Genomic DNA, 23290 nt, shown 5'->3' with positions numbered 1-23290 from the left:
CTGCATTATTCAGGATTCGTCTCCACAGTTAAAATCCACGAATATATATGACCGTATCAGAAATGGTACGGTTTTTGCTTTTAACAAGTTTCAATTGCATAAAATTAATAATTCTTAATAATTTCCTTAGTAAAATCTTAGTAATTACATTCTATACTGAATCTACAGATCTTTTTAATTAAATAGAGGATTTAATTAATGGAAAGAAAGAACTCAATCACTGTAGTGATGGTGATTTTTCTGATTGCATCAGTAGACAAGTAGAAACTATTATAGGGTCCTACTGATAATTGTATTATAATATGGAAGCCTAAAGGATTTTGAATAAATTTTATAGATCAAGGGAGAAGAAAAATTATGACAGAGAAAATATTAGTTATTGATGATGATATAACAATAAAAAATTTAATTGAGGTCTATTTAAAAAATGAAGGCTATGAGGTAGATAGTGCTTCTAATGGCGAAGAAGCACTAAAACTAATAGAACAGTATAATTATGATTTAGTAATATTAGATATAATGATGCCAAAGCTAGATGGTGTATCTACCTGCATAAAAATTAGAGAAAAATTTGTAATGCCAATAATATTCTTATCTGCTAAAGGTGAGGAACTTGATAAAATACAGGGATTGGCCGTTGGCGCAGATGACTATATTTCAAAGCCTTTTGGTTCTATGGAGCTTTTAGCTAGGGTGAAGGCTCAGTTGAGAAGATATAAAAAGTTTAATAGTACAGCAACTAGTAGAAATATAATTGAAATAGAGGATTTAGTTATCAATACGGATACTCATGAGGTCAATGTAAGAGGAGAGAATGTTAAGCTGACTTCAAAAGAATTTGATATTTTGGAGTGTTTAGCTAGAAATAAGGGAATAGTCTTTTCTGTTCAAAAGCTTTATGAAACCGTATGGAAGGAAAATTTTGCAGTATCAGATACCTCTGTAGTGGTGCATATAACAAACTTAAGACAAAAAATAGAAATTGATCCAAAGTCTCCTCAATATATAAAAACTGTTTGGGGAGTTGGATATAAAATATGAACAAGAATAAAATATTCGATGTTTTGTTAAAATTATTAAAACTTGAATTGATTATTTTTTCTATAAGTAATCTGATAGTTGTAATCATAGATATATATGAAAGCGTGCTTGGAAGTGTCAAAATAGATCCTGCAAGATTTTTAAACCTTAAAGCACTATTGGTACCTATTATGATTTCAATAGTAATAATTTATATATACTCTTATTTCTGTAGGATAAAAAGAATTGATATACTAATGAAAGTAATAGATATTAAGTTATTTTATTTATTAGGAATCCCCTTTTTATTAAGTGCGATTATTGTATTTTTAGGCAATGCATATCGAGAATTGGCTTATATAAATTATAATTTAATAGAAATTAACCAATATACTATAATCTTGTTATTAGTATTTGTAATAATTGCTGTAATTTTATTTTATATCTTAATTAAGATCATAAAAAATAAAGCACTATTTATAAGTAAAGTTGGTTTAAAGCTTATTTTTATAATAGGGATAACTTTTATTGCAAGCATGTTACTTCTTTATACTGTAAGCAAATTTATGGAGAGCTATCTATTGAATTATGGTAATATTAATCCTAAAAAATTTGTTAGAATATATAATACTATTTCTCTAGGTTTTATTGTTGTAGTAATCGTAGCTTTTATTCTAATTATATTAGCTTCTGTGAATAAGTGGGTAGAGTATTTAAATTACATGATCTTAAAACTAAGGAGAATATCAGAAATTCAGTATGCAGACGAAATTGATATTAATGGTAATGATGAGTTTGCAGAGCTTGCAAATAGTATAAATATAATGTCTAAAAGGCTGAAGGATAATTATGAGAGAGAGAAGAAAATTGAGAAGGAGAAAAATAACCTTATAGTTTCTGTTTCACATGATTTAAAGACGCCATTAACCTCCATAATAGGATACTTAGAGCTGTTAAAGAATGAAAAGGTTCAAAGTGATGAAAAAAGAAGTGAGTATGTAGATGTAGCCTATGGAAAATCTATAGCTTTAAAAAAGTTAATTGAGGAGCTTTTTGAATATACTAAAATTGCAAATGATTATGTTTCCTTAGAAAAGGTAAAGTTTAATATAGCAATATTGGTAAATCAAATTCTTGGAGAAGAGACGTTATTCTTTAAAGAAAAGGATATAAATATTGAATTTGAAAGTGAATCAAATGAGATATATTGCGAGATTGATATTGAAAAAATGGTTAGAGTAATAGAAAATGTTGTTAAAAATGCCCAAAAATATAGCTTTCCAAATACCAACTTCAAAGTTTATATAAGGGAAAACAGTAAGGATGTATTAATCTCTTTTGAAAATATTGGTGAACACATAAAAAAAGAAGAGTTGGATTTGATTTTTGAAAAAATGTATAGGCTTGATAAATCTAGAAGCTCAGAGAAGGAGGGGTCCGGATTAGGTCTTGCAATTGCTAAAAAGCTTGTAGAACTTCATAATGGAAAGTTATGGGCTGAATGTGAAGGGAATACTATAAAATTTAATATACTACTTCCTAAAAGATAGTACAAGTAACCTCGTGCTTTCTCTATAAATTAATATAATTAAGAAACATACTTATTTACCAAAGACTTAAGCAAGTGGGTTTTGAGAGCGATTATTAATATTGCGGATAAAAATGTAGTTCAATATTTAAAAAAGCTTGCTATGAGTGATATACTATAAGAGAATATTGTAAGGTTTTAAATAAAATGGTAAGTAGGAAGAGTATATCGACTTTAGACAATATTAATTTGCAGATGAGGTGTATTATGGAAAAGGTATTTATTATAGAAGACGATTCTAGAATAAGAGATGAACTTTGTACTTTTCTTAATAGATATGGTTACAATAGTTGTTTCTCAACAAATTTTAAAAATATAGTAGAAGAAGCTATAAAGGAAAATCCATCTATTATTTTATTAGATATTAATTTACCATACTTTGATGGTCATTATGTATGTAGAGAAATTAGGAAGGTTTCAGAGGTACCAATTATAGTAGTTACTAGTAGAGATGATGAATTAGATGAACTTATGAGCATAAATTTAGGTGCGGATGACTTTATAACTAAACCTTATAACCTACAAATTTTATTAGCTAGAATTTCTGCTGTATTAAAGAGGACCTATGGAAATGAACAAGTTAATTCTCTAAGATATGAAGGAATTATTTATAATATTGCTGCTAGTGAGGTTGCGTTTAATAACAATAAAATAGAGCTTACCAAAAATGAAAGTAAAATTCTGCATATTCTCATAAGTAATAATGGAAAAATTGTTTCCAGGGATGAAATTATGAAATGTTTATGGCAAGAAGCAGAGTTTGTTGATGACAACACACTTACTGTTAATGTGAATAGACTTAGAAAAAAACTGGAGGATCTTGGTGCAGTGGGCTACATTCAAACTAAGCGAGGACAAGGGTATATTTTAGCATGAGAATAGGAGAGTATCTTAAGGAAAAGTCTATTTTTATTGCAATTGAGGTTCTTGTATTAATATTCACATCCATGATTTTAAAAACTCTAAGTGTTGATTTGCATGCTATTATTTTTATAGTTATTTTAAACTTTGCAGCATTTATAGGTTTTTACTTTTATGATTACCTTGCTAAAAGTAAATATTATAAAAAAGTATATGAAAATTTAGATTCATTAGATAAAAAATATCTGATTTCTGAGCTTATCTGCGAAGGAGATTTTTTAGAAAGTAAAATTTTGCATAATATTATAACTCAAACTGATAAGGCTATGAATGATGAGATAGGGAAGTTTATCAATGATAAACAAGAATATAAAGAATACATAGAAATGTGGATACATGAAATAAAGACACCTATATCAGCCATTAAATTGATCATTGATAACAATAAATCTAGTATAACTTCTAATATTCTAAATGAAATAGAGAAAGTGGAAAACTATATAGATCAGTCCCTTTTTTATAGTAAAAGCAGCCAGGTGGACAGGGATTATATAATTAAAAGACTAAACCTCAAGGAAAGTATTAATAATGTAGTTATTAGAAATTCTAATACTCTTATTGATAGACATATAAAGGTGAAGATTATAGAATGCGAGGAATTTGTTTTTTGCGATAAAAAGTGGATTGAATTTATTTTACATCAAATAGTAAGCAACTCTATTAAATATATAGAAAAACCCGAGGGTGAGATTCTATTTGAATGTAAAAATAATAATGGAGAGGTAATTTTAAATATAAGTGATACAGGTATTGGTATAAGTGAAAAATCACTAGTAAACATATTTAACAAAGGTTTCACTGGCGAGAATGGTAGAAAGCTTAGAGAATCCACAGGATTTGGCCTTTATTTAAGTAAAAAGCTTTGTGACAGTTTGGGATTAGGTATTAGCATAACTTCTAAAGAGGGGATAGGGACTACCGTTTCTATACTATTCCCTAAAAACAATATGCATTTAGTTTAGAAAGTCCTAAACCTATTCTTAATATTTAATAACAATGTATGATTATCTCTTTTAAAAACTTGAAAACTCAGTTTCTAACTAATTTCATTTTTTTGGAATCATATCGTTGAAAGTCGTCACAGGAAAATCTATTAAGGTGCATATTGCCGAAATTAAAAATAAAAAAATGAATAAATTTTTGATTTTGGTTTCATTTTTCTGAATTAACCTGACAATAATTGTTTAATATCTGCCTAAAATATTGTATAATTATAACAATATAAAGTATTATTATATTCAAATTAAAAGGAGATATTAACATGATCATTAAAATTGTTTCAGGAATACTTATGGCTTTTACTTTAGTTTTTGCATTTATTTTTTTTCAGGATTACATGAAAACAAAAAAAGAAGGAAGACTTGAGGAAGGCGGTAACTTGTTAGTTTATGGAATAGTAGGTCTGATAGCAAATTTCTTTGATACTTTGGGAATAGGAAGCTTTGCCCCTACCACTGCAGTTTATAAATTTTTAAAGCTTGTGGATGACAGAATAATTCCAGGCACCTTGAATGTTGCCAACTGCATTCCTGTGGTAACAGAAGCGCTTATATTCATGACTGTTATTAAAGTTGATATAACTACATTGATTACAATGATCATAGCAGCTACTGCAGGCTCCTACTTCGGGGCGGGAATAGTGGCCAAGCTACCGAAAAAAAAGGTTCAGATTGGAATGGGAATAGCCCTTCTAGTTGTTGCATTTGTAATGTTGTCAGGATTACTAAATATAATGCCTATAGGAGGAACGTCAACAGCACTTACAGGAGTTAAGCTTGTAATAGGTCTGATAGGTAACTTTATCCTGGGAGCTTTAATGTGCATAGGAATAGGAAATTATGCACCATGCATGGCTTTGGTTTTTGCATTGGGAATGTCCCCTAAGGTAGCTTTTCCTATAATGATGGGTTCCTGTGCATTCCTTGAGCCTGTAGCGGCCATAAAGTTTGTTAAGGAAGGTGCTTATCACAGAAAGGTATCTTTGGCTACAAATCTTTTTGGTATTATAGGCGTTCTAATCGCTGCGTATATTGTTAAGGAACTACCGCTTACCATGTTAAAATGGGTGGTAGTATTCGTAATTATATTTACATCCATCATAATGTTTAGATCGGCAATGAAAAATAAAAATTAATTTTAATAGGGCTGTTGCATTAGCGATTTTTTAAATCGCTATGAACAGCGCCTTTTTAGATTTTAAAAAATTAATGTTGCATTATTTTCTTAAAATTAAAGAGTACTAATTTATCAGAATGTCTATATTCTCCAATCTTTTTATAGCCCATTTTTTGATAAAAATGATGATTTCTATATCTATCAAAAGGAGTTACCAACTCCCAAGATTCAGCATCAGGGTTATCTTGTTCTATATATATTATTGCTTTTTTACCGATACCCCAATTTTGATATTCTGGAATAACACATATCCCACCCAAATAATAATTGTTGTTTTCACGTTTTCTCACAACAATGTCACCTATTATCGTATTATTATAAATTATTTTATATGTTATTGCAGTCTTTATTATATTTTCCATTTCCTCTATGGAATGTTCATATCCAGGACACTCTCCATACTCTATATAATCATCATAAAAACTCATTTTTTGTACTTCTAATAATCTATGTGCATCTTCAATATCTGCTTTTCTAAATAATATGTTCATAAAAATTCACTCCTATAACTGTTTAAAATAGTATAAAGACGTCTTTACGAAAAATATTATATCACCTTTTAACAATACTACTAAATTCCGTATAATACAATTAACTTCATCCTAATTCAAAGCTATAGGGTTATCATATATACATGAACACACACCTATATTTAATCACATTTTCTTGCACATCAATGATTTTTAATGTAAAATATAATTATTGTATCAAAAGGAAGAAATTGAAAATTTGTTAATCCTTTATTATACATTGGTTTTTATTATTTGTAAATAATAATTTTATGCGAATAGAAGGGTAATTCTATGTGAATCTAAGAATTACCCTTTTAATCTATGAGTTACTGCTTTTTTAGTTCTATCTTAAAGCTTTTATTCTTGCCATTTTCCGTAGTATCAAATACCAAATATAGCTTCTCTATTTTATCAAAGTAAGGGCTTTCAAAATCTGGACATGATACATAGAAATTATCAGTAGAGTAACTCGTTCCACCTCTCCGATTATACTTATTGCCTTTTTCATCTTCCAAGTACATGTTAGTTATACTCATATTTTCTGGAAGTGAAAATTTAGCATTTGCATCTCCATTTCTTGCCTTGTTAGCTAATTCATCAATGTCTATAATATTAATCCTCCAAACAAAGTATTCTGTTATCACCGGTAATAACTTTTACACTCATTAGACAATCTATTATATAGTTTCGTTTTAATATTAGCCAAGTTTTCTATTTAAATTTGTTTTTTTTCATCTGATGACTATCAGTCTAATACCCATATATTTTATATGAAACTCCTTCTCCTACCGTCGAAGGAGTAAGCGACTCACACCAAATCGTAGATTTGGGTTCGCTGCTTAAGTGACAAAAATGTTAGTTTTCTGTTATGTTACCCTATGGTTTAAATCCATAAAAAATACTAATATATACATGTAAGGTATCTAAGTTTCTAGAAAATATGGTTCTGAGGAGGCAATTGTGAGTAAGACAGTATTAAAAGTTCAAAACATAGAAAAATATTATGGCAGCAGTGGTGTTGTAACGAAAGCAATTAATAACATAAGCTTTCAGGTTGATGAGAGAGAGTTCATAGGAATCATGGGGGCTTCCGGCAGCGGTAAAACAACACTATTGAATTGCATTTCAACAATAGATAAGGTAACTAGTGGACATATTTATATAGGTGATAAGGACGTCACTGAACTAAATAAAAAGGAAGTAGCTAAATTTAGAAGGGAAGAACTAGGTTTTATATTTCAAGATTTCAATATCTTAGATACCTTAACAGCATATGAAAACATAGCTTTAGCACTTAGTATAATGAAAATAGATAGTGAAAATATTGATAAGAGAGTAAAGGAAGTTGCTGAAACACTTAATATAACAGCTATTTTAAACAAGTATCCCTATGAACTATCTGGAGGAGAAAAGCAGAGGATAGCAGCAGCTAGAGCAATTATAACAAATCCTTCTTTAATACTAGCAGATGAGCCAACAGGAGCTTTGGATTCTAAGTCTGCTAAAATCCTTCTTGAAAGTTTAGAAAGTCTAAATAGAAGCAGGAACTCTACAATAATAATGGTAACACATGACCCTTTTACAGCTAGTTATGCAAAAAGAATACTATTCATTAAGGACGGTAAGATATTTAATGAAATCATAAGAGGAGAGGATTCCAGAGGAGAATTTTTTAATAGAATTATAGAAGTTGTATCTCTTCTTGGAGGTGACCAAAGAAATGTATATTAAGCTTGCCAAAAGAAATATGGAAAGAAGTTTAAAAGACTATACCATATACTTTTTAACTTTAGTATTTGGAGTATGTATTTTTTATGCCTTTAATTCTATTGGCTCCCAAAAGATTATGATGAAGCTTAGTGAATATGAAGCTCGCAACTTCCAGAAAATAGATGAGCTAATGGCTGTAATATCTATATTTATATCATGCATACTTGGATTTCTAATAATATACGCTAACAGCTATATTATAAAACGGAGAAAAAAAGAATTTGGTATATATTTAACCTTAGGCATGGAAAATAAAGAAATATCAAATATATTACTAACTGAAACTATTTTAATTGGAATATTTTCTTTAGGATTAGGGTTACTTCTAGGAGTATTTTTATCTCAAGGGATGTCCATTTTTACAGCAAAGCTATTTCATGTGGAGCTTACAAGCTTTAGATTTACATTTTCAAATAGAGCATTTGTAAAAACTATAGTTTACTTTGTAGTGATATATCTGATTGTATTTTTATTTAATACTATATCAATAACAAGGCTGGAGCTTATTGACTTGTTAACAGATGGAAGAAAAAATGAAAAGGTAAAAGTAAAGAGCTTAAAAACTTCAATGATAATATTTATTATAAGCATTATTTTAATAGCAGCTGCTTACTTTATAATCTTAAGCAGCAGTTTAAGAATAATATTTGCAGATAAAACCATTGTTATACCTATAACTTTGGCCGTAATTGGAACCTTCTTATTTTTCTTCTCTTTATCTGGATTTTTGTTAAGGTTAGTTCAAAATAGTAAAAGAGTATATTTAAAAGAATTAAATATGTTTATATTAAGGCAGATAAACAGCAGGATAAACACTACCTTTGTATCTATGTCTTTTGTATGTTTAATGATATTTATATCAATATGTATGCTTGCTGGTGGGTTTAGCATTAGTAAAACTTTAAATAAAAATATAGATGATTTGCCACCCTATGATGCTGCTATATTTTATATTGGTAAATTGCCAATAAATGAGTTTTTAAATAAAAACATAAATTTAAGTTATTATACAGAAGATTATGTCACTTATTATGATTATTATAACAAAAATCAAGCAGAGAATTTAGGTATTAAAACTTATCTTGGTAAGGAGGAAGGAGAGAAAAACAACTCAAATGTGGAGGTTGCAAGAGATAGTGTAATAAAAATAATGAAGCTTTCTGATTTTAATAGTCTTATGAAATTCTATAAAAAGGAAGGTATAACTTTAAATAAGGGAGAATATGCAGCCTTTGGAGATATAAAGGAACTATTACCTTCTATTCAAAAGGCAATGGATAAAAAAACAAAAATTAAAGTGGGTGGACAAGAATTAATACCTTCAAAGAAACCTTTTATGTATCTTACTATAGATTATCTTCCTGATAAAAAAAATTTTTGCACCTTTATAGTAAGAGATGAGCTATCCTATGGGTTAACGTCAGGTTTGGGCTACTTAAATCTTAATTTTAATGGAGACAAAGCTAAGACGGAGAAGGAATTTTTAAAAGTTGTAAAGGCACTAGATGATAATAAAAAAGATGAAATAACCTGCATATGTAATACCAGGAAGAAAATAGAAGCAAATGTTTTTGGAATGGCAGGAATGGTTTCTTATTTAGCTCTTTATATAGGATTAATTTTTTTAATAATATCAGCAGTAATATTGTCTCTTCAACAGTTATCTCATTCAGCAGATAACATTGAAAGATACAAGCTTCTTAAAAAGATGGGTGTAGATGAGGATATGCTGAATAAAACAATATTTATGCAAACAGCAATTTATTTTGTAGTGCCGTTATTTCTAGCACTAATTCATTCTATTGTTGGATTAATGATAGCTAAAGTAATAGTAAATTATTTTGGAGCTGTTAACGTTACAGTACAGATTTTAATAACCACATTTATTTTCATCATAATCTATGGAGGATATTTCTGGATTACTTATATTGGAGCTAGGAAGATGGTGAAATAATTGATCATAAAAAAATCTATTTTAAAAGATGCTTTAAAAAGTCTTAGAAGAAATGCTGCTGCTAGTCTTGATTCTATTGCTACAGTAATATCAACATTATTTGTTTTAGGTATGTTTTTGTTGTTCATATTGAATGTTAAAATGGGGATTATCAGTATTTACTCCCAATTTGAAGTATGGGTGACTCTAAAGGATGATATAAAGATTGCAGACCAGCAAAATATATATAATAAAATAAAAGCGACAAAGGGTGTAACTGATATTAATTTTGAAAGCAAAAAACAAGCTTCAGTAAATATGAAAAAGAAATTAGATAATAGAAACAAAGACTTATTAGCTGATTTTGAAAATGATACTTCCCAATCAGCATCATATACAATTAAAGTGAATGTACCAGATGATATACCTAAAATAATTTCCCAAATTAATGGATTACAAGGTATAAATGAAATTAACGGTGGACAAAGTATCCCAAGAAGAATTTTAGTACTTACTAGAGTAATTCAATGGGGCGGAGCGATAATTTTCCTTATACTTGTGGTAGTATCATTTTTTTTAATCAAAAATACAATAAAACTTGCTATATATCCAAGACGTAATGAAATTAGTATAATGCAATATGTTGGTGCAACAGATGGGTTTATTAGATGGCCATTTATTTTTGAGGGAATGATAGTTGGAATTTTAGGAGCAGTGTCCGCAGTAATAGCAATTTACTTCTTATATAGTTTTATATATAGACAAGTAGCTCCTTATTTGGCAACAATGTTCATTAGTGTTGTAGATCCGTCTTTTATAATAACAACTATGTTATGGAGCTTTATGCTTATCGGAGTAATTCTATGTGCTGCAGGAAGTGTTTTGGTTATAAAAAAGTTCTTAGTAGTTTAAAAGAAGGCATATTAAATTTGATCAAACTAACATTTATAACGAAGTTAAGCAATTTTAGGAAGGACTGATTGAATATGAAAAAATGTATTTTAAAGAATGACAATTATTATAAAATTATAATGGCCTTAGGAATGGTTTTATGCATACTGTGGGTATTACTTATAGATACCAAACCCTTTTCAGATTTTGACTATTATTACAGATTATCAGTAGAGATAGCAAATGGCCTTCCTTGGGGAGATACTTATACATCAGTAGGATATTGCATGCTGCTTGGAGGAGTTTTTAAACTTTTTGGAGCAAGTTTATTTAAAGCAAAGCTTCTTAATTTGATTTTAACCTTCGCAAGCTATGTGTTATTTTATGCTGTTATAAAAAGAGTAAATTTAAAAGAAAGGGATAGAAAAATAATATTTACAGTATTTGTTTTTATGCCTAATAATATATTTTATAACAGCTTGGTAGCCACAGAACTGCTATTTACTACTATACTTATTTTTAGTACTTTTATATATTTTAGTGATATTAAATATAAGTACATATATATAGGGATACTTACAGGACTGAATACATTGATAAAACCTTTTTTTATTGCATATTTCTTTGCTATATTTTTAGTAGAATTATTAATAGAGAAAAAAGTTATCCTCTCTATAAAAAATTCATTAATAGTCTTGATAGTTTCTACTATTATTATATCACCATGGATATATAGAAACTCAAAGCTTGTAGGTCAGTTTACTTATGTATCTAACAATGGAGGAATTGTTTTATATATAAATAATAATTCTCAAAATAAAATGGGAAGATGGATGCCAGTAGAAAATGTAGAAAATTCTATTGTAAAAACAGAAGAATACAAGCAAGCTAATATGACGCAAAAAAATAAGATGTTAAGTAAAGCAGCCAAAGCATGGATAAAATCTCATCCAATACAGTTTATAGAATTAGGTTTTAAAAGGTTGTTTAATGTATATTTTTGGGGTGATGATGTACTTTACAGCACTTATGGAAGCCGAGTAAGTGATTCTGCCAAAGCTATTATATTTACTGTTACTAATGATATTAGAAGCATAATTTTTGCGCTAGCCATAATATACATATTAATTTACAGTGCGGTAACTTTAGGACATATGTGGAAAAGAAAAACGCAGCTTTTAAGCAAATATACTTTGTATAATGTAATATTGTTTTATATGTTTACAGGTGTATATTTTGTAACAGAAGGACAAGGAAGATACGCCTTTCCAGAAATATTTATAATGATATATTGCTTTTATTCTTTTATAAAGCTATCAATACACAAATATAAAAAACGCTTTAACCCTTGCTATAGATAATCACATAAGACACTTAGTTTATACATAGGTATATGCTAATAAAACTGAAGAACACATGCCTGTGTATAAATTAAGTGACGGCTATGATTCTCTATAAATGTAAGAAAGGATAATAGTATTTATGAAGATTTCTATTGAAAATTTAGATATTACATACGCAAAGAATAAAAAAGTATTACATGATGTTTCCGTAGAAATAGAAGGTCCTGGTATCATTGGAGTCTTGGGTCCTACGGGAGCGGGAAAAACAACATTTATAAAGCTGCTGATAGGAGAGCTTTCGCCGACTAGTGGGCAAATTCTTGTGGATGATGTACCTTTGCCTAAGATGAAAAAAAGGCTAAAAGAGAGCTTAGGATATTTGCCGCAGTCCTTTGGGCTTTATGATGAACTTACACTATGGCAGTTTCTTGATTACATAGCAGCACTTAAAGGAATAGAAAATAGCAGGAAGATTATTAAGGAAGTTATTAAAAAAACAAATCTGACGGATAAACAGGAAGCTGCCATTTCTACTTTATCCAGTGGAGAAAGACAGCGTATAGGAATTGCTCAGGCCCTTATGGGTAGTCCAGAACTACTGATTTTCGACGAACCCACTGCGACCCTTGATTTAGAGGAATGTATTAATTTTCGTAACTTGCTTTCTCAAACTGCACAGGACAAGATTGTTTTGCTATCCACCAACATAATTGAGGATGTGCAACTTGCCTGTGATCAATTGATTGTTATTAAGTATGGTCAAATTTTATTTAATGGCACACCGGAGCAATTGATTGCGTCGGCTTATAATCATGCCGAAAAACCTACCCTTGAGGAGGCTTATATGTATCTGATTAAGGGAAAAGAGGGGATAGAACAATGAATTTATTTTCTTATCTTAGAGTAGAATTAAATCGTATACTTCATTTAAAAGTTGTTTATATAATTATTTTACTCACCATGATTTCTCCAATAGTGGGGTACAATCTAAAGGGAAATATGCTTGCCCAAACCACGGCTTATGATTTGATTGTAAAACCTTGTATAGTTGGTGCAGTAATCAGTGGAGTTTTATTTGCACTACTAACCTTGATAGAATTTTATCGTGTGAACAAACACCAAATTGGAGTATTAACAAATAGTATTGTGCCGCCCCTGATGCTTAATATGGTAAGAATGTTAGCCATAGGTATTATAGCCATTATTAGTGTTACTATTACAGCATTAATGTATTTTCCTTATGTTGTTATAAAAATGGAGTACAGCTTTGATGCATATACTTATTTTAATAGCTTCTTTTTATTTATGCCCGCCTTTGTATTGTTATTAATTTTAGCAGCTTCTGCAGTTTATCAAGTTTTATATCGTATAGATCTCCTATGGCGGCACTTATTATGTTTATGATGCTTAGCTTCAGTGTGTTATTTGGCTTCCTGTACGGGCTAATATTTCAACGTTCAAATAAATACACTAAAATGGTAACTGACACACTCATCATTTTTATGGTTTTTAACAAATGAACTGCTCCTGGCAAATAGATAGTGAAAATAATAAAAATTGATTTAAGTGGCTAAACCCCCAAATTCCATTGGGCTAAGGCCGCTTAATTTTTTTTGCTTCAAGCTTCATTCTTTCTTCAGGTATTAACTTAGAATTAAACCTTTAAGAATATACAATATAGTATTTATGTCATCTATAAATTGATATAGATTTATCAAAAATAGAAAATTAGTAGAAATGATTGGTGTATAAAATAATACTGTTGAGATGTAAAAATATATACAATGTACACAAAAATATAATCCCAAAATTAAAAATACATAAAAATACAATATTTAAATTGCAAAATTCTTAAAAATCTAAAATTTAATTGTTAAATTATAGATATGTAGATTGACAAAGGAGATTTTAAATGTATAATAGTTACTATAGGGGGATACGTTGCAAAGTTACTAATGGGATATACATATAATATCCGCCTTAAAATACTCAACGCATATAATTGTATAATACTAAGAGAAATATATTATATTACAAATTGAAAACGTTGACATGGATTGTAGTAGCAGTAATGATTTATACATCCTTTACTTTCTTTAGAGATATTGCAAAAAATAAATAGTCTAATATAGTTTTTCACTTTACATTATTAAGAAGCTAAAATTTATAACAAAAAGGAGAAATAATTATGTTGTTGTTATCAAGAGAGGACATTAAAAAAGTATTTTCAATGAAAGATGCGATTAAAGCTGATAAAGATGCTTTTCGTATTTTTACAGAAGGGAAAAGTATTGTGCCACTTCGTACCCAAATTCCTGCACCAAAGCATGATGGTACATTCTTGTTCATGCCAGCATATGTATCAGATTTAGATTGCGCATCCTTGAAAATTATCAATATTTTTCCGAAAAATATTGATAAAGGAATTATATCAGCACCAGCACAGGTGTTGCTAGTGGATGGAACAAATGGATTTGTAAATGCAATTTTAGATGGAACATATGTTACTCAGCTTCGAACAGGAGCCGCATCAGGGGCAGCATTTGATATATTAGCAAGAAAAGATGCTAAAAAAGGTGCATTGATAGGAACAGGTGGACAGGCAGCTACACAGTTAGAGGCTATGATTGTTGCTCGTGATCTTGAAGAAGTGAAAGTATATGATTTAAATTTTGAAAGAACAAAAGCCTTTGCAGCAAATATGCAGGAAGAATTAAAGGAGTATGGAACAAAGATTGTAGCAGCAGAAAGTTCTGACGAAGCAATTGAAGACGCTGACTTGATTATTACAGTGACTCCTTCTTCAAAGCCTGTATTTGATGGAAGTAAAGTAAAAAAAGGTGCAACAATCAGTTGCGTTGGATCTTATCAGCATCACATGCAGGAAATGGATCCAGTAATATTAACAAGAGCAAGCAAGATTTACTTTGATTCTGAAGAAGCTGTATTATCAGAAGCAGGAGATATCTTGATTCCGCTTGAAAATGGAACAATTACAAAAGATGATTTCACAGGTGATTTAGGAGAGGTTATACTGGGAAATGTAGTGGGAAGAGAAAATGATGATGAAATCATTGTGTTTAAAACTGTAGGAATCGGAACACAAGACCTGATAACTGCAAAGTATATTTATGATAAAGCAATAGAACAAGGTATTGGAACCAAATGGAGTTAATAAAATAAAAGGGGGAGAATATTATGCCGCATATTTCAGTAAAAATGTATCCAGGAAGAAGCCTAGAAGTAAAAGAAGCTTTTGCAAAGAAACTACAAAAATTGACTGTGGAGGAACTTGGGTGCAAGGAAGGACATGTATCAGTATCTTTTGAAGATATTGCACAGGAAGATTGGCAAAAGCAAGTAGTGGAACAAGTAAAATCAGAAGATTTAATCATTGAGCCAAATTTTTAGGAGGATATAAGGGGGGAGAAAAATGGAAAGTAATAGGGGATATTGGAATGGACCAAAAGCTGCGCATCGCCGTGTTATGTTAAAAGCAGCTGGATATACAGACAGCGACATTAAACATAAACCTCATATTGGAGTACCAAACTCATTCATGGAAGGTTCGCCAGGTAGTGCTCATCTTCGCCAAATTGCCGAAGCAGTAAAACAAGGAATTTGGGCTGCAGGTGGTATTCCTGTAGAATTCGGAATCCCTGCAACATGTGGTAATGTAGCAAACGGGGCAGAAGAATTAAAATATGAACAAGTTGGCCGTGATATCGTAGCAATGTCCATTGAGTTTGTTACAAAAGTACATCATTTCGATGGCTTGGCAATGATTGCATCTTGCGACAATATTATCGCAGGTACGTATTTAGCAGCGGCTAGGTTGGATATCCCGGCAATGGTTATTACTGGTGGTTCCATGCAGCCTGGTAACTATTGTGGCAAAAAAGTTGTAGAAGCAGAGCTTGACGTTGCGGTACTTGGCGGTGAAAGCGAAGAAAAATTAGCGGATATGGAAGAACACGTATGTCCATCTTATGGTGCTTGTCCATCGATGGGAACAGCTAATACAATGCAAATGCTTGGAGAAGTTATGAACTTGGTTCTTCCAGGAACAGGTACAATTCCTGCATCTGATAACTTAAAGATTCGTAAAGCAAGAGAAGCAGGAGCTTACATGGTAGAATTGATAAAATCTGGCCGTAAACCTTCTGATTTAATTACAAAAGAAACATTGTTAAATGCAATTATGTTTGATATGGCAGTTGCAGGATCAACAAATGCGGTATTACACATCTTAAGTATTGCATATGAGCTTGGTATCAAAATTACAATGGAAGACTTCGAAAGATATGCTAAAGAAATTCCATGTATTACAGGTGTTATCCCAAGTGGTCCATATACAGTAGTAGATTTCCACTATGCAGGCGGAGTTATAGCTGTTATGAAGATGATTGAAAGCAAACTTTATACAGATGTTCCAACTATTACAGGGAAAGCATGGAAAGATATTTTAGCAAAGGTAAAAGTAGAAAGTACAGATATTATCAGAAGTCTTGAGAATCCATTATACAACGAACCTGGACTTAAAGTTTTACGTGGTAATCTTTCTCCCAATGGTGCTATAGTAAGACCAACAGGGGTGCCTAAAGAAATGAAATACTTCAAAGGAAAAGCAAAAGTATTCAGCAATGACTTTGAATCCTTAGCAGCAATCGAAAAAGGTGAAATTGTGCCAGGTGATGTAATTGTTATCCGTTATGAAGGATGTAAAGGTTCTCCAGGTATGAAAGAGATGATGCTTACTACAGACGCTTTGGTAGGCTATGGCTTGCATAAGAGTGTAGGACTTGTAACAGATGCCAGATTCTCAGGATTCAACTACGGAGCAATTGTAGGACACGTATCACCGGAAGCATACGATGGTGGTAACATTGCACTTGTAGAAAATGGTGATGTTATTGTAGTAGATACAATTAAAGGTGAGGTAACATTAGAAGTATCAGAAGAAGAATTAGCAGAGAGAAGAAAAAATTGGGTGTGCCCACCTCTTAAAGAACAAAAAGGCTGTCTCGCATTATATGCAAAGAACTGCAGACCAGCAGAAGAAGGTGGAGCTATGCAGCCTTGGTAAAGAATGGATTATTATATTAAAAGGAACTGCTATAGGGCCTAATTAGTCTTATGGTAGTTCCTTCTTGTGCTAATTAAAAGAGTATTTCTATGGTTGGAGTTTTATGTTAGTATATTATGGTATCATAAATATAGAATAAAGTCAGGGAAGGTTATAGACATGGTAGATAATGAAATTATTTTGTTAAATAAAATTGGTTTAACTGATGCAGAAGCAAAAGTATATCTAGCATTACTTCGGCACGGAAGTACGTCGGGGTATGAGGCAAGTAAGTTATCATCAGTGGCTAGATCCAAAATTTATAATATATTAGAATCATTAGTTTCAAAGGGATTTATTCTTTATACAGAGCAAGAAAACAATAATAGATACGCAGCAGTTCCAATAGATGAAATCGCACAAAGAGTAAAACATGAAACGGAAGATGTGCTAGATAATCTCACAGAGCGATTAAAAGAATACCCTGCAAAAACTGATTTAGATTACATATGGCATATCCGTCAAAATTCTAATGTATTTGCAAAATGTAGAGAGATTATTAAAAAGACAAAGAGTGAACTATTGATGCAGATATGGGAAGAAGATTTACCAAATGTGTTAAAGGATATACAGGAGCTAGAAAAACAAGATATTCGAATGGGCATTATTTATTTTAGTAACAATGAAGATTCACAGGTTCCATTAAAGAAATACTGTAGGCATGGCTTGGTAGATGAAAAGCGCAAAGAAATGGGGGGCAGGTGGATTACACTTGTTTCAGATATGAAAGAGGTTGTTTTTGGGCAGATTCTAAGTAACAGCATGGCAGAAGTTATTTGGACAGAAAGTAAACCTATGATAGCACTTGCTGCTGAATGTGTAAGACATGATATGTATTTTTATAAAAGCGCTGGTATTTTCCAAGAAGTAATGCAGAGAGAATTAGGTAAGGATTATGAAAAAATCCGTGATATTTTTTAATTAAAGTAGATAAAAATAATAGTCAACATTACAAAAATTAAAGACATTCATTTTTGATGAGTGTCTTTTTTGTAGTATAAGAAATTATAATTTTTTATAAAAAATTAATGAACTTGATTTCTTCCATTACGCTTTGCGAAATATAATGCATTGTCGGCTTCATATAAAAGGTCATTAAGGTTATTTGTTCTATTTGGATAAGAGCTTGCACCTATAGAAATTGTTATTTTAATTATTTTATTTTTATCAATAATAAAATAATGATCTTCTACGGTTTTTCTAATTTTTTCTGCAAGTTCAATTGCGCGTTCATAGTTACAATCTAATAAAATTACTGTAAATTCTTCCCCACCTTTTCTTGAAATAATATCAAAAGATCTGCAAGAATTTATAAGAATATGACTAAGTTGTTTTAAAACCATATCACCAGAGGCATGTCCAAAAGTATCATTTACACTTTTAAAAAAATCTATATCAATCATGAGTAATGATAAATCTTCATTTTTTTCAATAGCAATAGCTGAAAATTTATTTAATAATTTGTCAAATTCTCTTACGTTATTAAGGCCTGTAAGAAAATCTTTAGTAGATTCTTGTTTAAGTCTAAAATATAATTCATTAGTTTTGGATATATGGATTAAAACAAAATAAATTATAATAGATACTATAATCGTAGAAAGGATATAGTTATCTAAAATACTTAAAATAACATTTGTATCTTTCACTAATATCAAAGTCCATATTATTGAGGAAAATATATTGACAACACCCATAGATATATATTTCCTTGAAAAGTTTATTTTAGATTTAGATATAATACTAAAAATTATAAATAATATTGTTAGATTAAAGGATGCTACTAATGAAGCATTGTTTATTCCAAAATAACTGATTCTAAATGTCGCAATAATTAGTGTTGTTATTAATGATGATATAGGCCCACAGCAAATTGAAGATAGTATCAATGCAATTATTCTAAAATCCATAATCATATTATGTGACAAATCAATTCCATTAAACATTAATACACAGCCACTTAGACCGGATAATATGCCTACTAATATTTTAGTTTTTAAATCTGATTTAGGATTAATCTTTTTATTTTTTAATAATTGACTTCCTAAATATAAAAAAGATATAAGAATAGAAGCATTAACAAATAGGGAATTAATCATAAAACCACCTCTAAAAATATATATGAAAATTATAACATATTTACGACAATTGGTACTACTATTTGACAATTATGCTTGTAATGAGTCTTTACATATATAAGAAAAAGCATAGTATAGAGAAACTAACTAGAAAGTTAACATATCCCGGCGTATAAGTTAACTTTCGGATTAGAAATCTATATCTTCAAAAAGAGTTTAGGCAAGATAAGTCTTGATTTTAATTATAGATCTTGAAACGTTTTTAAAATCAAGGGATGTACTAAGCAGTTATCCCTTGATTTTTTGTTTAAAATATTGTTGAAAACACTATTGACCGAATCGGTTTATAGTAATATAATTGTATCATCATCAACCGATTCGGTTGATAAACTTTGAGAGGTGAAACTTATGGAGAAATTTTTTAACTTACCTGAAGATAAACAAAAGACAATTATAGATGCTGCGCTTAAATGTTTTGGCACCAATGGTTATAAGAAAACCTCAGTAAATGATATAGCTTCAGCGGCGGGAATTTCGAAAGCTATGGTGTTTCATTACTTTGGTACAAAAAAAGCCTTATATTTTTATCTAATTGAGTTATGTGGCAATATTATTATGAAGGAAGTTGAAGAAAAGTTTGATTATACAGTCACTGATTTCTTTGAAAGGATTAAACTTTCATCTAATATCGAACTTGCAGTTATGAAAAGACACCCTGCAATACCATCCTTTTTGACAAGTGCATATTTTGAAACGGATGAGGAGGTAAAAAAAGATAAAGAATCCATTTTAGCAAAGGGTGAAGGTTTTAGAAATAAAATTGCTTTTGATGGTATAGACTATTCAAGGTTTAAGGAGAGCGTTGATCCAAAGCTCGTTATGAAAATGCTTATTTGGCTTACTGATGGATATATAAATCAAGTATCGGATAAAACAGAAGTTGATTATGAAGCCTTTCTCAAAGAGTTTGAGGAGTGTTTGGACTTACTTAGAAACAATTTTTATAAGGAGGAATATGTATGAGTTCATATATGCTAGGTTTTCAAGAGATTGATAAATCAAAGCTACTGGTAGTCGGCGGCAAAGGTGCCAATCTGGGAGAACTGTCCAAAATTGAGGGGATACGTGTCCCAGATGGCTTTTGCATAACTACTAAAGCATATAAAAAAATTGTTGAGAACAGTTCGGAATTTAATAAGTTGCTTGATCAATTATCCCTTTTAAAGGTGGATGACAGAGGAAAAATTGGTGAACTCAGTAAACAAATTCGCGAGATTATCGAAGGGATAGCTATTTCAAAGGATATTGTAGAAGAGGTTTCACAATATGTTTCAAAGCTTGGTGAAAAAAATGCCTACGCAGTGCGTTCAAGTGCTACAGCAGAGGATTTACCTCTGGCTTCCTTTGCAGGACAGCAGGATACCTATCTAAACATTGTAGGGAAAGATGCCATACTGAAGCATATCAAAAAGTGTTGGGCATCACTGTATACAGATAGAGCAGTGATTTACCGTATACAAAATAACTTTGACCACCGCAAGGTCTATCTATCTGTAGTAATACAGAAGATGGTTTTCCCGAAGGCTTCAGGGATAATGTTTACTGCAGATCCTATAACATCTAACAGAAAGATTGTATCCATCGATGCAAGTTTTGGACTTGGGGAAGCCCTTGTATCAGGTCTAGTGAATCCAGATATCTATAAAGTTCGGGAAGGCAGAATAATTGATAAAAAGATATCCAAGAAGAAGCTGGCAATCTATGCACTTGAAAAGGGAGGCACAGAGGAGAAAGAACTAGAGGCTTCAAAGCAGGACATGCAGACCCTTTTAGATGATAGTATTTTAAAGCTAGAGAGTATGGGCAGAAAGATAGAAGCCTACTTTGGACGACCACAAGATATAGAATGGTGTCTTTATGGAGATACTTTCTATATTGTTCAGAGCCGACCTATCACAACATTATATCCTATACCACCAGAAACTAATGATGGAAAGAATCATGTGTACATCTCCTTTGGACACAGGCAGATGATGACTGAAGCCATGAGACCACTAGGATTATCCTTCTTCCAGGATCTATTTAAACAGATGATTAACTCTGGTATGAGTGAGATGGGTGGGAGGTTATATATTGATGTGTCCCATGAGATTTCTTCACCTCTTAGCAGGAAGACTTTTATAAAAGGTTTCGATACGGTGGATGTTCTAATGAAAAATGCACTTATTAACCTATCGAAACGAAAGAATTTTATCAAAACTTTGTATAAGGGAAAGACAGCTATGGGTGCAAAATCAATGTACTTGAAATGGTTAAGGCTTACAATAAAAGACTATAGGGAAAATGATCCGGTTATAGTTGAAAGCTTGATGAACAGCAATAGGGCTCTACTGCTAGAACTAGGGCAGAATATTACAAAAGTCTCAGGAGATGAATTGTTTAATTTTATTTTGAGTAGCATGGAGCGAATAAAGAATACTATTTTTAACAGCTATGGTGTGGTTTTTGCAGGTGCCTATGCTTCTTATTGGATAAACAAAAATATTGAAAAATGGCTAGGTGAGAAGAATGTAGCTGATACTTTAGCTCAATCAGTATCTAATAATGTCACATCTGAAATGGGTCTTGAGCTTCTGGATGTTGCTGATGTGGTAAGGCAGTATCCAGCAGTAATTGAATATTTTCAAAAACCAAAGGAAGAGACTTTTTTGAGGATTTAACTAAGCTGGAAGGTGGTCTAGCTGTTAGTAATTCAATTAAAACATTTCTTAAGAAATATGGTATGCGTTGTTCAGCGGAAATTGATATAACTAGAACACGCTGGAATGAAAATCCTACTATACTTGTTTCAGCAATTTTAAGCAATATAAAAGCTTTTGGACCTGGTGCACACAGTATAAAATTTGAACAGGGTCTGAAAGAGGCAAAGCAGAAGGAGAAGGAAATCTTAAGTCGTCTTGAGAAATTGCCTAGTGGGAAAAGGAAGGCAAAGAAGACAAAGAAAGCAATCAGCGTTTTACGCAATTATGCTGGTTACCGTGAATTTAATAAGTATATTCTCATATGGTTTAACTGGATTATAAAACAGGCACTTTTGGAAGAAGCAGATATTCTAGTTCAGAAGAGCATAATAAAAAGTAGGGAAGATATATATTACCTAACCATTGATGAGCTTAGGAATGTTATTAGAACAAACCGATTAGATTACAACATGATAACTAAGAGAAAAGAGGAATACGAAATTTTCGAAAAGCTCACACCTCCTCGTGTCATAACCTCCGAGGGAGAGATTATAGCAGGTGAGTATAATACAGATAAGATACCTCAAGGAGCCTTAGCGGGAGTACCTGTTTCTTCAGGTGTAGTAGAAGGCCGTGCAAGAGTTATTTTGAAAATGGAGGATGCAAATATTGAAGAAGGAGATATTTTGGTTACAACCTTTACTGATCCTAGTTGGACTCCTCTTTTTGTATCAATTAAAGGTTTAGTTACTGAAGTAGGCGGGATGATGACCCATGGAGCAGTTGTTGCAAGAGAATACGGCCTGCCAGCAGTGGTAAGTGTTGAGAATGCTACAAAATTGATTAAAGATGGACAAAGAATAAGGATCAATGGAAAAGAAGGGTATGTAGAAATTCTGTAGTGGGCAAGTTTAAAATATGCAATGGTAAAAGAGGTGAAAACATATGCGAATCGGGTCGATAATTGTCGTTGTAGTTTTGATATTTGCTGTATTTAGAGCATTGAAAACTCATTTTATATGCCCTAAATGTGGTGCGAGTTTTAAAGTAAGTGTTTTAAAGTATGTTTTTACATTCCATTCAATGGGTAAGCGCATGGCTAAATGTCCTAATTGTGGACATATAGAATTGATGTTACCAAAATGGGATAAAAAATAGTTGAATTCTATGTTAAGTTTCAATTTTCTTATTTAGAG

General features: G+C 31.1%; 20 protein-coding genes and 1 pseudogene. 18 read left to right on the top strand and 3 right to left on the bottom strand.

The window, feature by feature from the left end; translation table 11 throughout:
- The first annotated feature begins 357 nt into the window (after positions 1–357).
- The 5 genes from RCG18_RS23665 (at position 358) to RCG18_RS23645 (ending at position 5663) form a co-directional block, all read left to right on the top strand.
- Positions 358–1041, top strand: coding sequence for a response regulator transcription factor (locus RCG18_RS23665; RefSeq protein WP_308038445.1), 684 nt, complete (start codon positions 358–360; stop codon positions 1039–1041).
- The gene (locus RCG18_RS23660) at positions 1038–2570 is read left to right on the top strand and encodes an ATP-binding protein (protein WP_308038444.1); all 1533 of its coding nucleotides are present in this window, start codon (positions 1038–1040) and stop codon (positions 2568–2570) included. Before RCG18_RS23665 ends, RCG18_RS23660 begins: the two co-directional genes overlap by 4 nt.
- A 245-nt stretch (positions 2571–2815) precedes the next feature.
- A complete protein-coding gene (locus RCG18_RS23655; RefSeq protein WP_308038443.1) occupies positions 2816–3484 on the top strand; it encodes a response regulator transcription factor in 669 nt (222 codons plus the stop codon).
- Positions 3481–4491, top strand: coding sequence for a sensor histidine kinase (locus RCG18_RS23650; protein ID WP_308038442.1), 1011 nt, complete (start codon positions 3481–3483; stop codon positions 4489–4491). The genes RCG18_RS23655 and RCG18_RS23650 overlap by 4 nt, the downstream gene beginning before the upstream one ends.
- A 299-nt stretch (positions 4492–4790) precedes the next feature.
- Positions 4791–5663 carry a sulfite exporter TauE/SafE family protein gene (locus RCG18_RS23645; RefSeq protein ID WP_308038441.1) on the top strand — a complete coding sequence of 291 codons (873 nt, stop codon included), beginning with the start codon at positions 4791–4793 and terminating at the stop codon, positions 5661–5663.
- 70 nt (positions 5664–5733) lie between these two features.
- Here RCG18_RS23645 and RCG18_RS23640 read toward each other — a convergent pair whose 3' ends face one another.
- Together RCG18_RS23640 and RCG18_RS23635 are read right to left on the bottom strand one after the other, a co-directional pair.
- Positions 5734–6195 carry a GNAT family N-acetyltransferase gene (locus tag RCG18_RS23640; RefSeq protein WP_308038440.1) on the bottom strand — a complete coding sequence of 154 codons (462 nt, stop codon included), beginning with the start codon at positions 6193–6195 and terminating at the stop codon, positions 5734–5736.
- A gap of 347 nt (positions 6196–6542) precedes the next feature.
- Positions 6543–6860 (bottom strand): hypothetical protein, encoded by a 318-nt coding sequence (locus RCG18_RS23635; protein WP_308038439.1) that lies wholly within the window; start codon positions 6858–6860, stop codon positions 6543–6545.
- Positions 6861–7176: 316 nt separating this feature from the next.
- Here RCG18_RS23635 and RCG18_RS23630 point away from each other — a divergent pair, with 316 nt between their 5' ends.
- The 10 genes from RCG18_RS23630 (at position 7177) to RCG18_RS23585 (ending at position 18199) form a co-directional block, all read left to right on the top strand.
- The gene (locus tag RCG18_RS23630; protein ID WP_308038438.1) at positions 7177–7947 is read left to right on the top strand and encodes an ABC transporter ATP-binding protein; all 771 of its coding nucleotides are present in this window, start codon (positions 7177–7179) and stop codon (positions 7945–7947) included.
- A complete protein-coding gene (locus RCG18_RS23625) occupies positions 7937–9940 on the top strand; it encodes an FtsX-like permease family protein (RefSeq protein ID WP_308038437.1) in 2004 nt (667 codons plus the stop codon). Before RCG18_RS23630 ends, RCG18_RS23625 begins: the two co-directional genes overlap by 11 nt.
- Positions 9941–10831 (top strand): permease-like cell division protein FtsX, encoded by an 891-nt coding sequence (ftsX, locus tag RCG18_RS23620; protein ID WP_308038436.1) that lies wholly within the window; start codon positions 9941–9943, stop codon positions 10829–10831.
- A gap of 74 nt (positions 10832–10905) precedes the next feature.
- Entirely contained in the window at positions 10906–12171 is a 1266-nt protein-coding gene (locus RCG18_RS23615; RefSeq protein WP_308038435.1) for a glycosyltransferase family 39 protein, read from the top strand.
- 121 nt (positions 12172–12292) lie between these two features.
- Complete coding sequence (locus tag RCG18_RS23610; RefSeq protein WP_308038434.1) at positions 12293–13036, top strand: ATP-binding cassette domain-containing protein; 744 nt, start codon at positions 12293–12295, stop codon at positions 13034–13036.
- Positions 13033–13557, top strand: a complete 525-nt coding sequence (locus RCG18_RS23605) for a hypothetical protein (RefSeq protein ID WP_308038433.1) — start codon at positions 13033–13035, stop codon at positions 13555–13557. Before RCG18_RS23610 ends, RCG18_RS23605 begins: the two co-directional genes overlap by 4 nt.
- A gap of 784 nt (positions 13558–14341) precedes the next feature.
- The gene (locus RCG18_RS23600; RefSeq protein WP_308038432.1) at positions 14342–15328 is read left to right on the top strand and encodes an ornithine cyclodeaminase family protein; all 987 of its coding nucleotides are present in this window, start codon (positions 14342–14344) and stop codon (positions 15326–15328) included.
- Between the two features lie 23 nt (positions 15329–15351).
- Positions 15352–15564, top strand: a complete 213-nt coding sequence (locus tag RCG18_RS23595) for a tautomerase family protein (protein ID WP_308038431.1) — start codon at positions 15352–15354, stop codon at positions 15562–15564.
- A gap of 22 nt (positions 15565–15586) precedes the next feature.
- Positions 15587–17239, top strand: coding sequence for a dihydroxy-acid dehydratase (gene ilvD, locus RCG18_RS23590; RefSeq protein ID WP_308038430.1), 1653 nt, complete (start codon positions 15587–15589; stop codon positions 17237–17239).
- A 159-nt stretch (positions 17240–17398) separates the two neighbouring features.
- Entirely contained in the window at positions 17399–18199 is an 801-nt protein-coding gene (locus RCG18_RS23585) for a helix-turn-helix domain-containing protein (RefSeq protein ID WP_308038428.1), read from the top strand.
- Between the two features lie 104 nt (positions 18200–18303).
- Here the strand turns inward: RCG18_RS23585 and RCG18_RS23580 are convergent, their stop codons facing one another.
- Positions 18304–19374 carry a diguanylate cyclase gene (locus tag RCG18_RS23580; protein ID WP_308038427.1) on the bottom strand — a complete coding sequence of 357 codons (1071 nt, stop codon included), beginning with the start codon at positions 19372–19374 and terminating at the stop codon, positions 18304–18306.
- 387 nt (positions 19375–19761) lie between these two features.
- On the opposite strand from RCG18_RS23580, the gene RCG18_RS23575 reads away from it, so the two are divergent.
- From RCG18_RS23575 to RCG18_RS23565, 3 genes and pseudogenes are all read left to right on the top strand, one after another.
- Complete coding sequence (locus tag RCG18_RS23575) at positions 19762–20376, top strand: TetR/AcrR family transcriptional regulator (RefSeq protein ID WP_308038426.1); 615 nt, start codon at positions 19762–19764, stop codon at positions 20374–20376.
- Positions 20373–22996 (top strand): annotated as a pseudogene (gene ppsA / locus RCG18_RS23570) (phosphoenolpyruvate synthase). The gene RCG18_RS23575 and the pseudogene ppsA overlap by 4 nt, the downstream one beginning before the upstream one ends.
- A 43-nt stretch (positions 22997–23039) precedes the next feature.
- The gene (locus RCG18_RS23565; protein ID WP_308038425.1) at positions 23040–23252 is read left to right on the top strand and encodes a hypothetical protein; all 213 of its coding nucleotides are present in this window, start codon (positions 23040–23042) and stop codon (positions 23250–23252) included.
- Positions 23253–23290: the final 38 nt, after the last annotated feature.

Source organism: Clostridium sp. OS1-26, assembly GCF_030915445.1.
In the GTDB taxonomy this organism is placed as follows: domain Bacteria; phylum Bacillota; class Clostridia; order Clostridiales; family Clostridiaceae; genus Clostridium_AM.
The sequence above is the reverse complement of the archived record's forward strand: the minus strand, read 5'-3'. Positions and strand labels throughout refer to the sequence as shown.

What these genes read in the sequence shown, in the direction of transcription:
- RCG18_RS23615 (WP_308038435.1), top strand. Translation starts at nt 10,906, where the DNA reads ATGAAAAAATGTATTTTAAAGAATGACAATTATTATAAAATTATAATG.
- RCG18_RS23610 (WP_308038434.1), top strand. Translation starts at nt 12,293, where the DNA reads ATGAAGATTTCTATTGAAAATTTAGATATTACATACGCAAAGAATAAA.
- RCG18_RS23650 (WP_308038442.1), top strand. Translation starts at nt 3,481, where the DNA reads ATGAGAATAGGAGAGTATCTTAAGGAAAAGTCTATTTTTATTGCAATT.
- RCG18_RS23665 (WP_308038445.1), top strand. Translation starts at nt 358, where the DNA reads ATGACAGAGAAAATATTAGTTATTGATGATGATATAACAATAAAAAAT.
- RCG18_RS23605 (WP_308038433.1), top strand. Translation starts at nt 13,033, where the DNA reads ATGAATTTATTTTCTTATCTTAGAGTAGAATTAAATCGTATACTTCAT.
- ilvD (WP_308038430.1), top strand. Translation starts at nt 15,587, where the DNA reads ATGGAAAGTAATAGGGGATATTGGAATGGACCAAAAGCTGCGCATCGC.
- RCG18_RS23580 (WP_308038427.1), bottom strand. Translation starts at nt 19,374, where the DNA reads ATGATTAATTCCCTATTTGTTAATGCTTCTATTCTTATATCTTTTTTA.
- RCG18_RS23575 (WP_308038426.1), top strand. Translation starts at nt 19,762, where the DNA reads ATGGAGAAATTTTTTAACTTACCTGAAGATAAACAAAAGACAATTATA.
- RCG18_RS23585 (WP_308038428.1), top strand. Translation starts at nt 17,399, where the DNA reads ATGGTAGATAATGAAATTATTTTGTTAAATAAAATTGGTTTAACTGAT.
- RCG18_RS23655 (WP_308038443.1), top strand. Translation starts at nt 2,816, where the DNA reads ATGGAAAAGGTATTTATTATAGAAGACGATTCTAGAATAAGAGATGAA.
- RCG18_RS23600 (WP_308038432.1), top strand. Translation starts at nt 14,342, where the DNA reads ATGTTGTTGTTATCAAGAGAGGACATTAAAAAAGTATTTTCAATGAAA.
- RCG18_RS23640 (WP_308038440.1), bottom strand. Translation starts at nt 6,195, where the DNA reads ATGAACATATTATTTAGAAAAGCAGATATTGAAGATGCACATAGATTA.
- RCG18_RS23595 (WP_308038431.1), top strand. Translation starts at nt 15,352, where the DNA reads ATGCCGCATATTTCAGTAAAAATGTATCCAGGAAGAAGCCTAGAAGTA.
- RCG18_RS23565 (WP_308038425.1), top strand. Translation starts at nt 23,040, where the DNA reads ATGCGAATCGGGTCGATAATTGTCGTTGTAGTTTTGATATTTGCTGTA.
- RCG18_RS23660 (WP_308038444.1), top strand. Translation starts at nt 1,038, where the DNA reads ATGAACAAGAATAAAATATTCGATGTTTTGTTAAAATTATTAAAACTT.
- RCG18_RS23625 (WP_308038437.1), top strand. Translation starts at nt 7,937, where the DNA reads ATGTATATTAAGCTTGCCAAAAGAAATATGGAAAGAAGTTTAAAAGAC.
- RCG18_RS23645 (WP_308038441.1), top strand. Translation starts at nt 4,791, where the DNA reads ATGATCATTAAAATTGTTTCAGGAATACTTATGGCTTTTACTTTAGTT.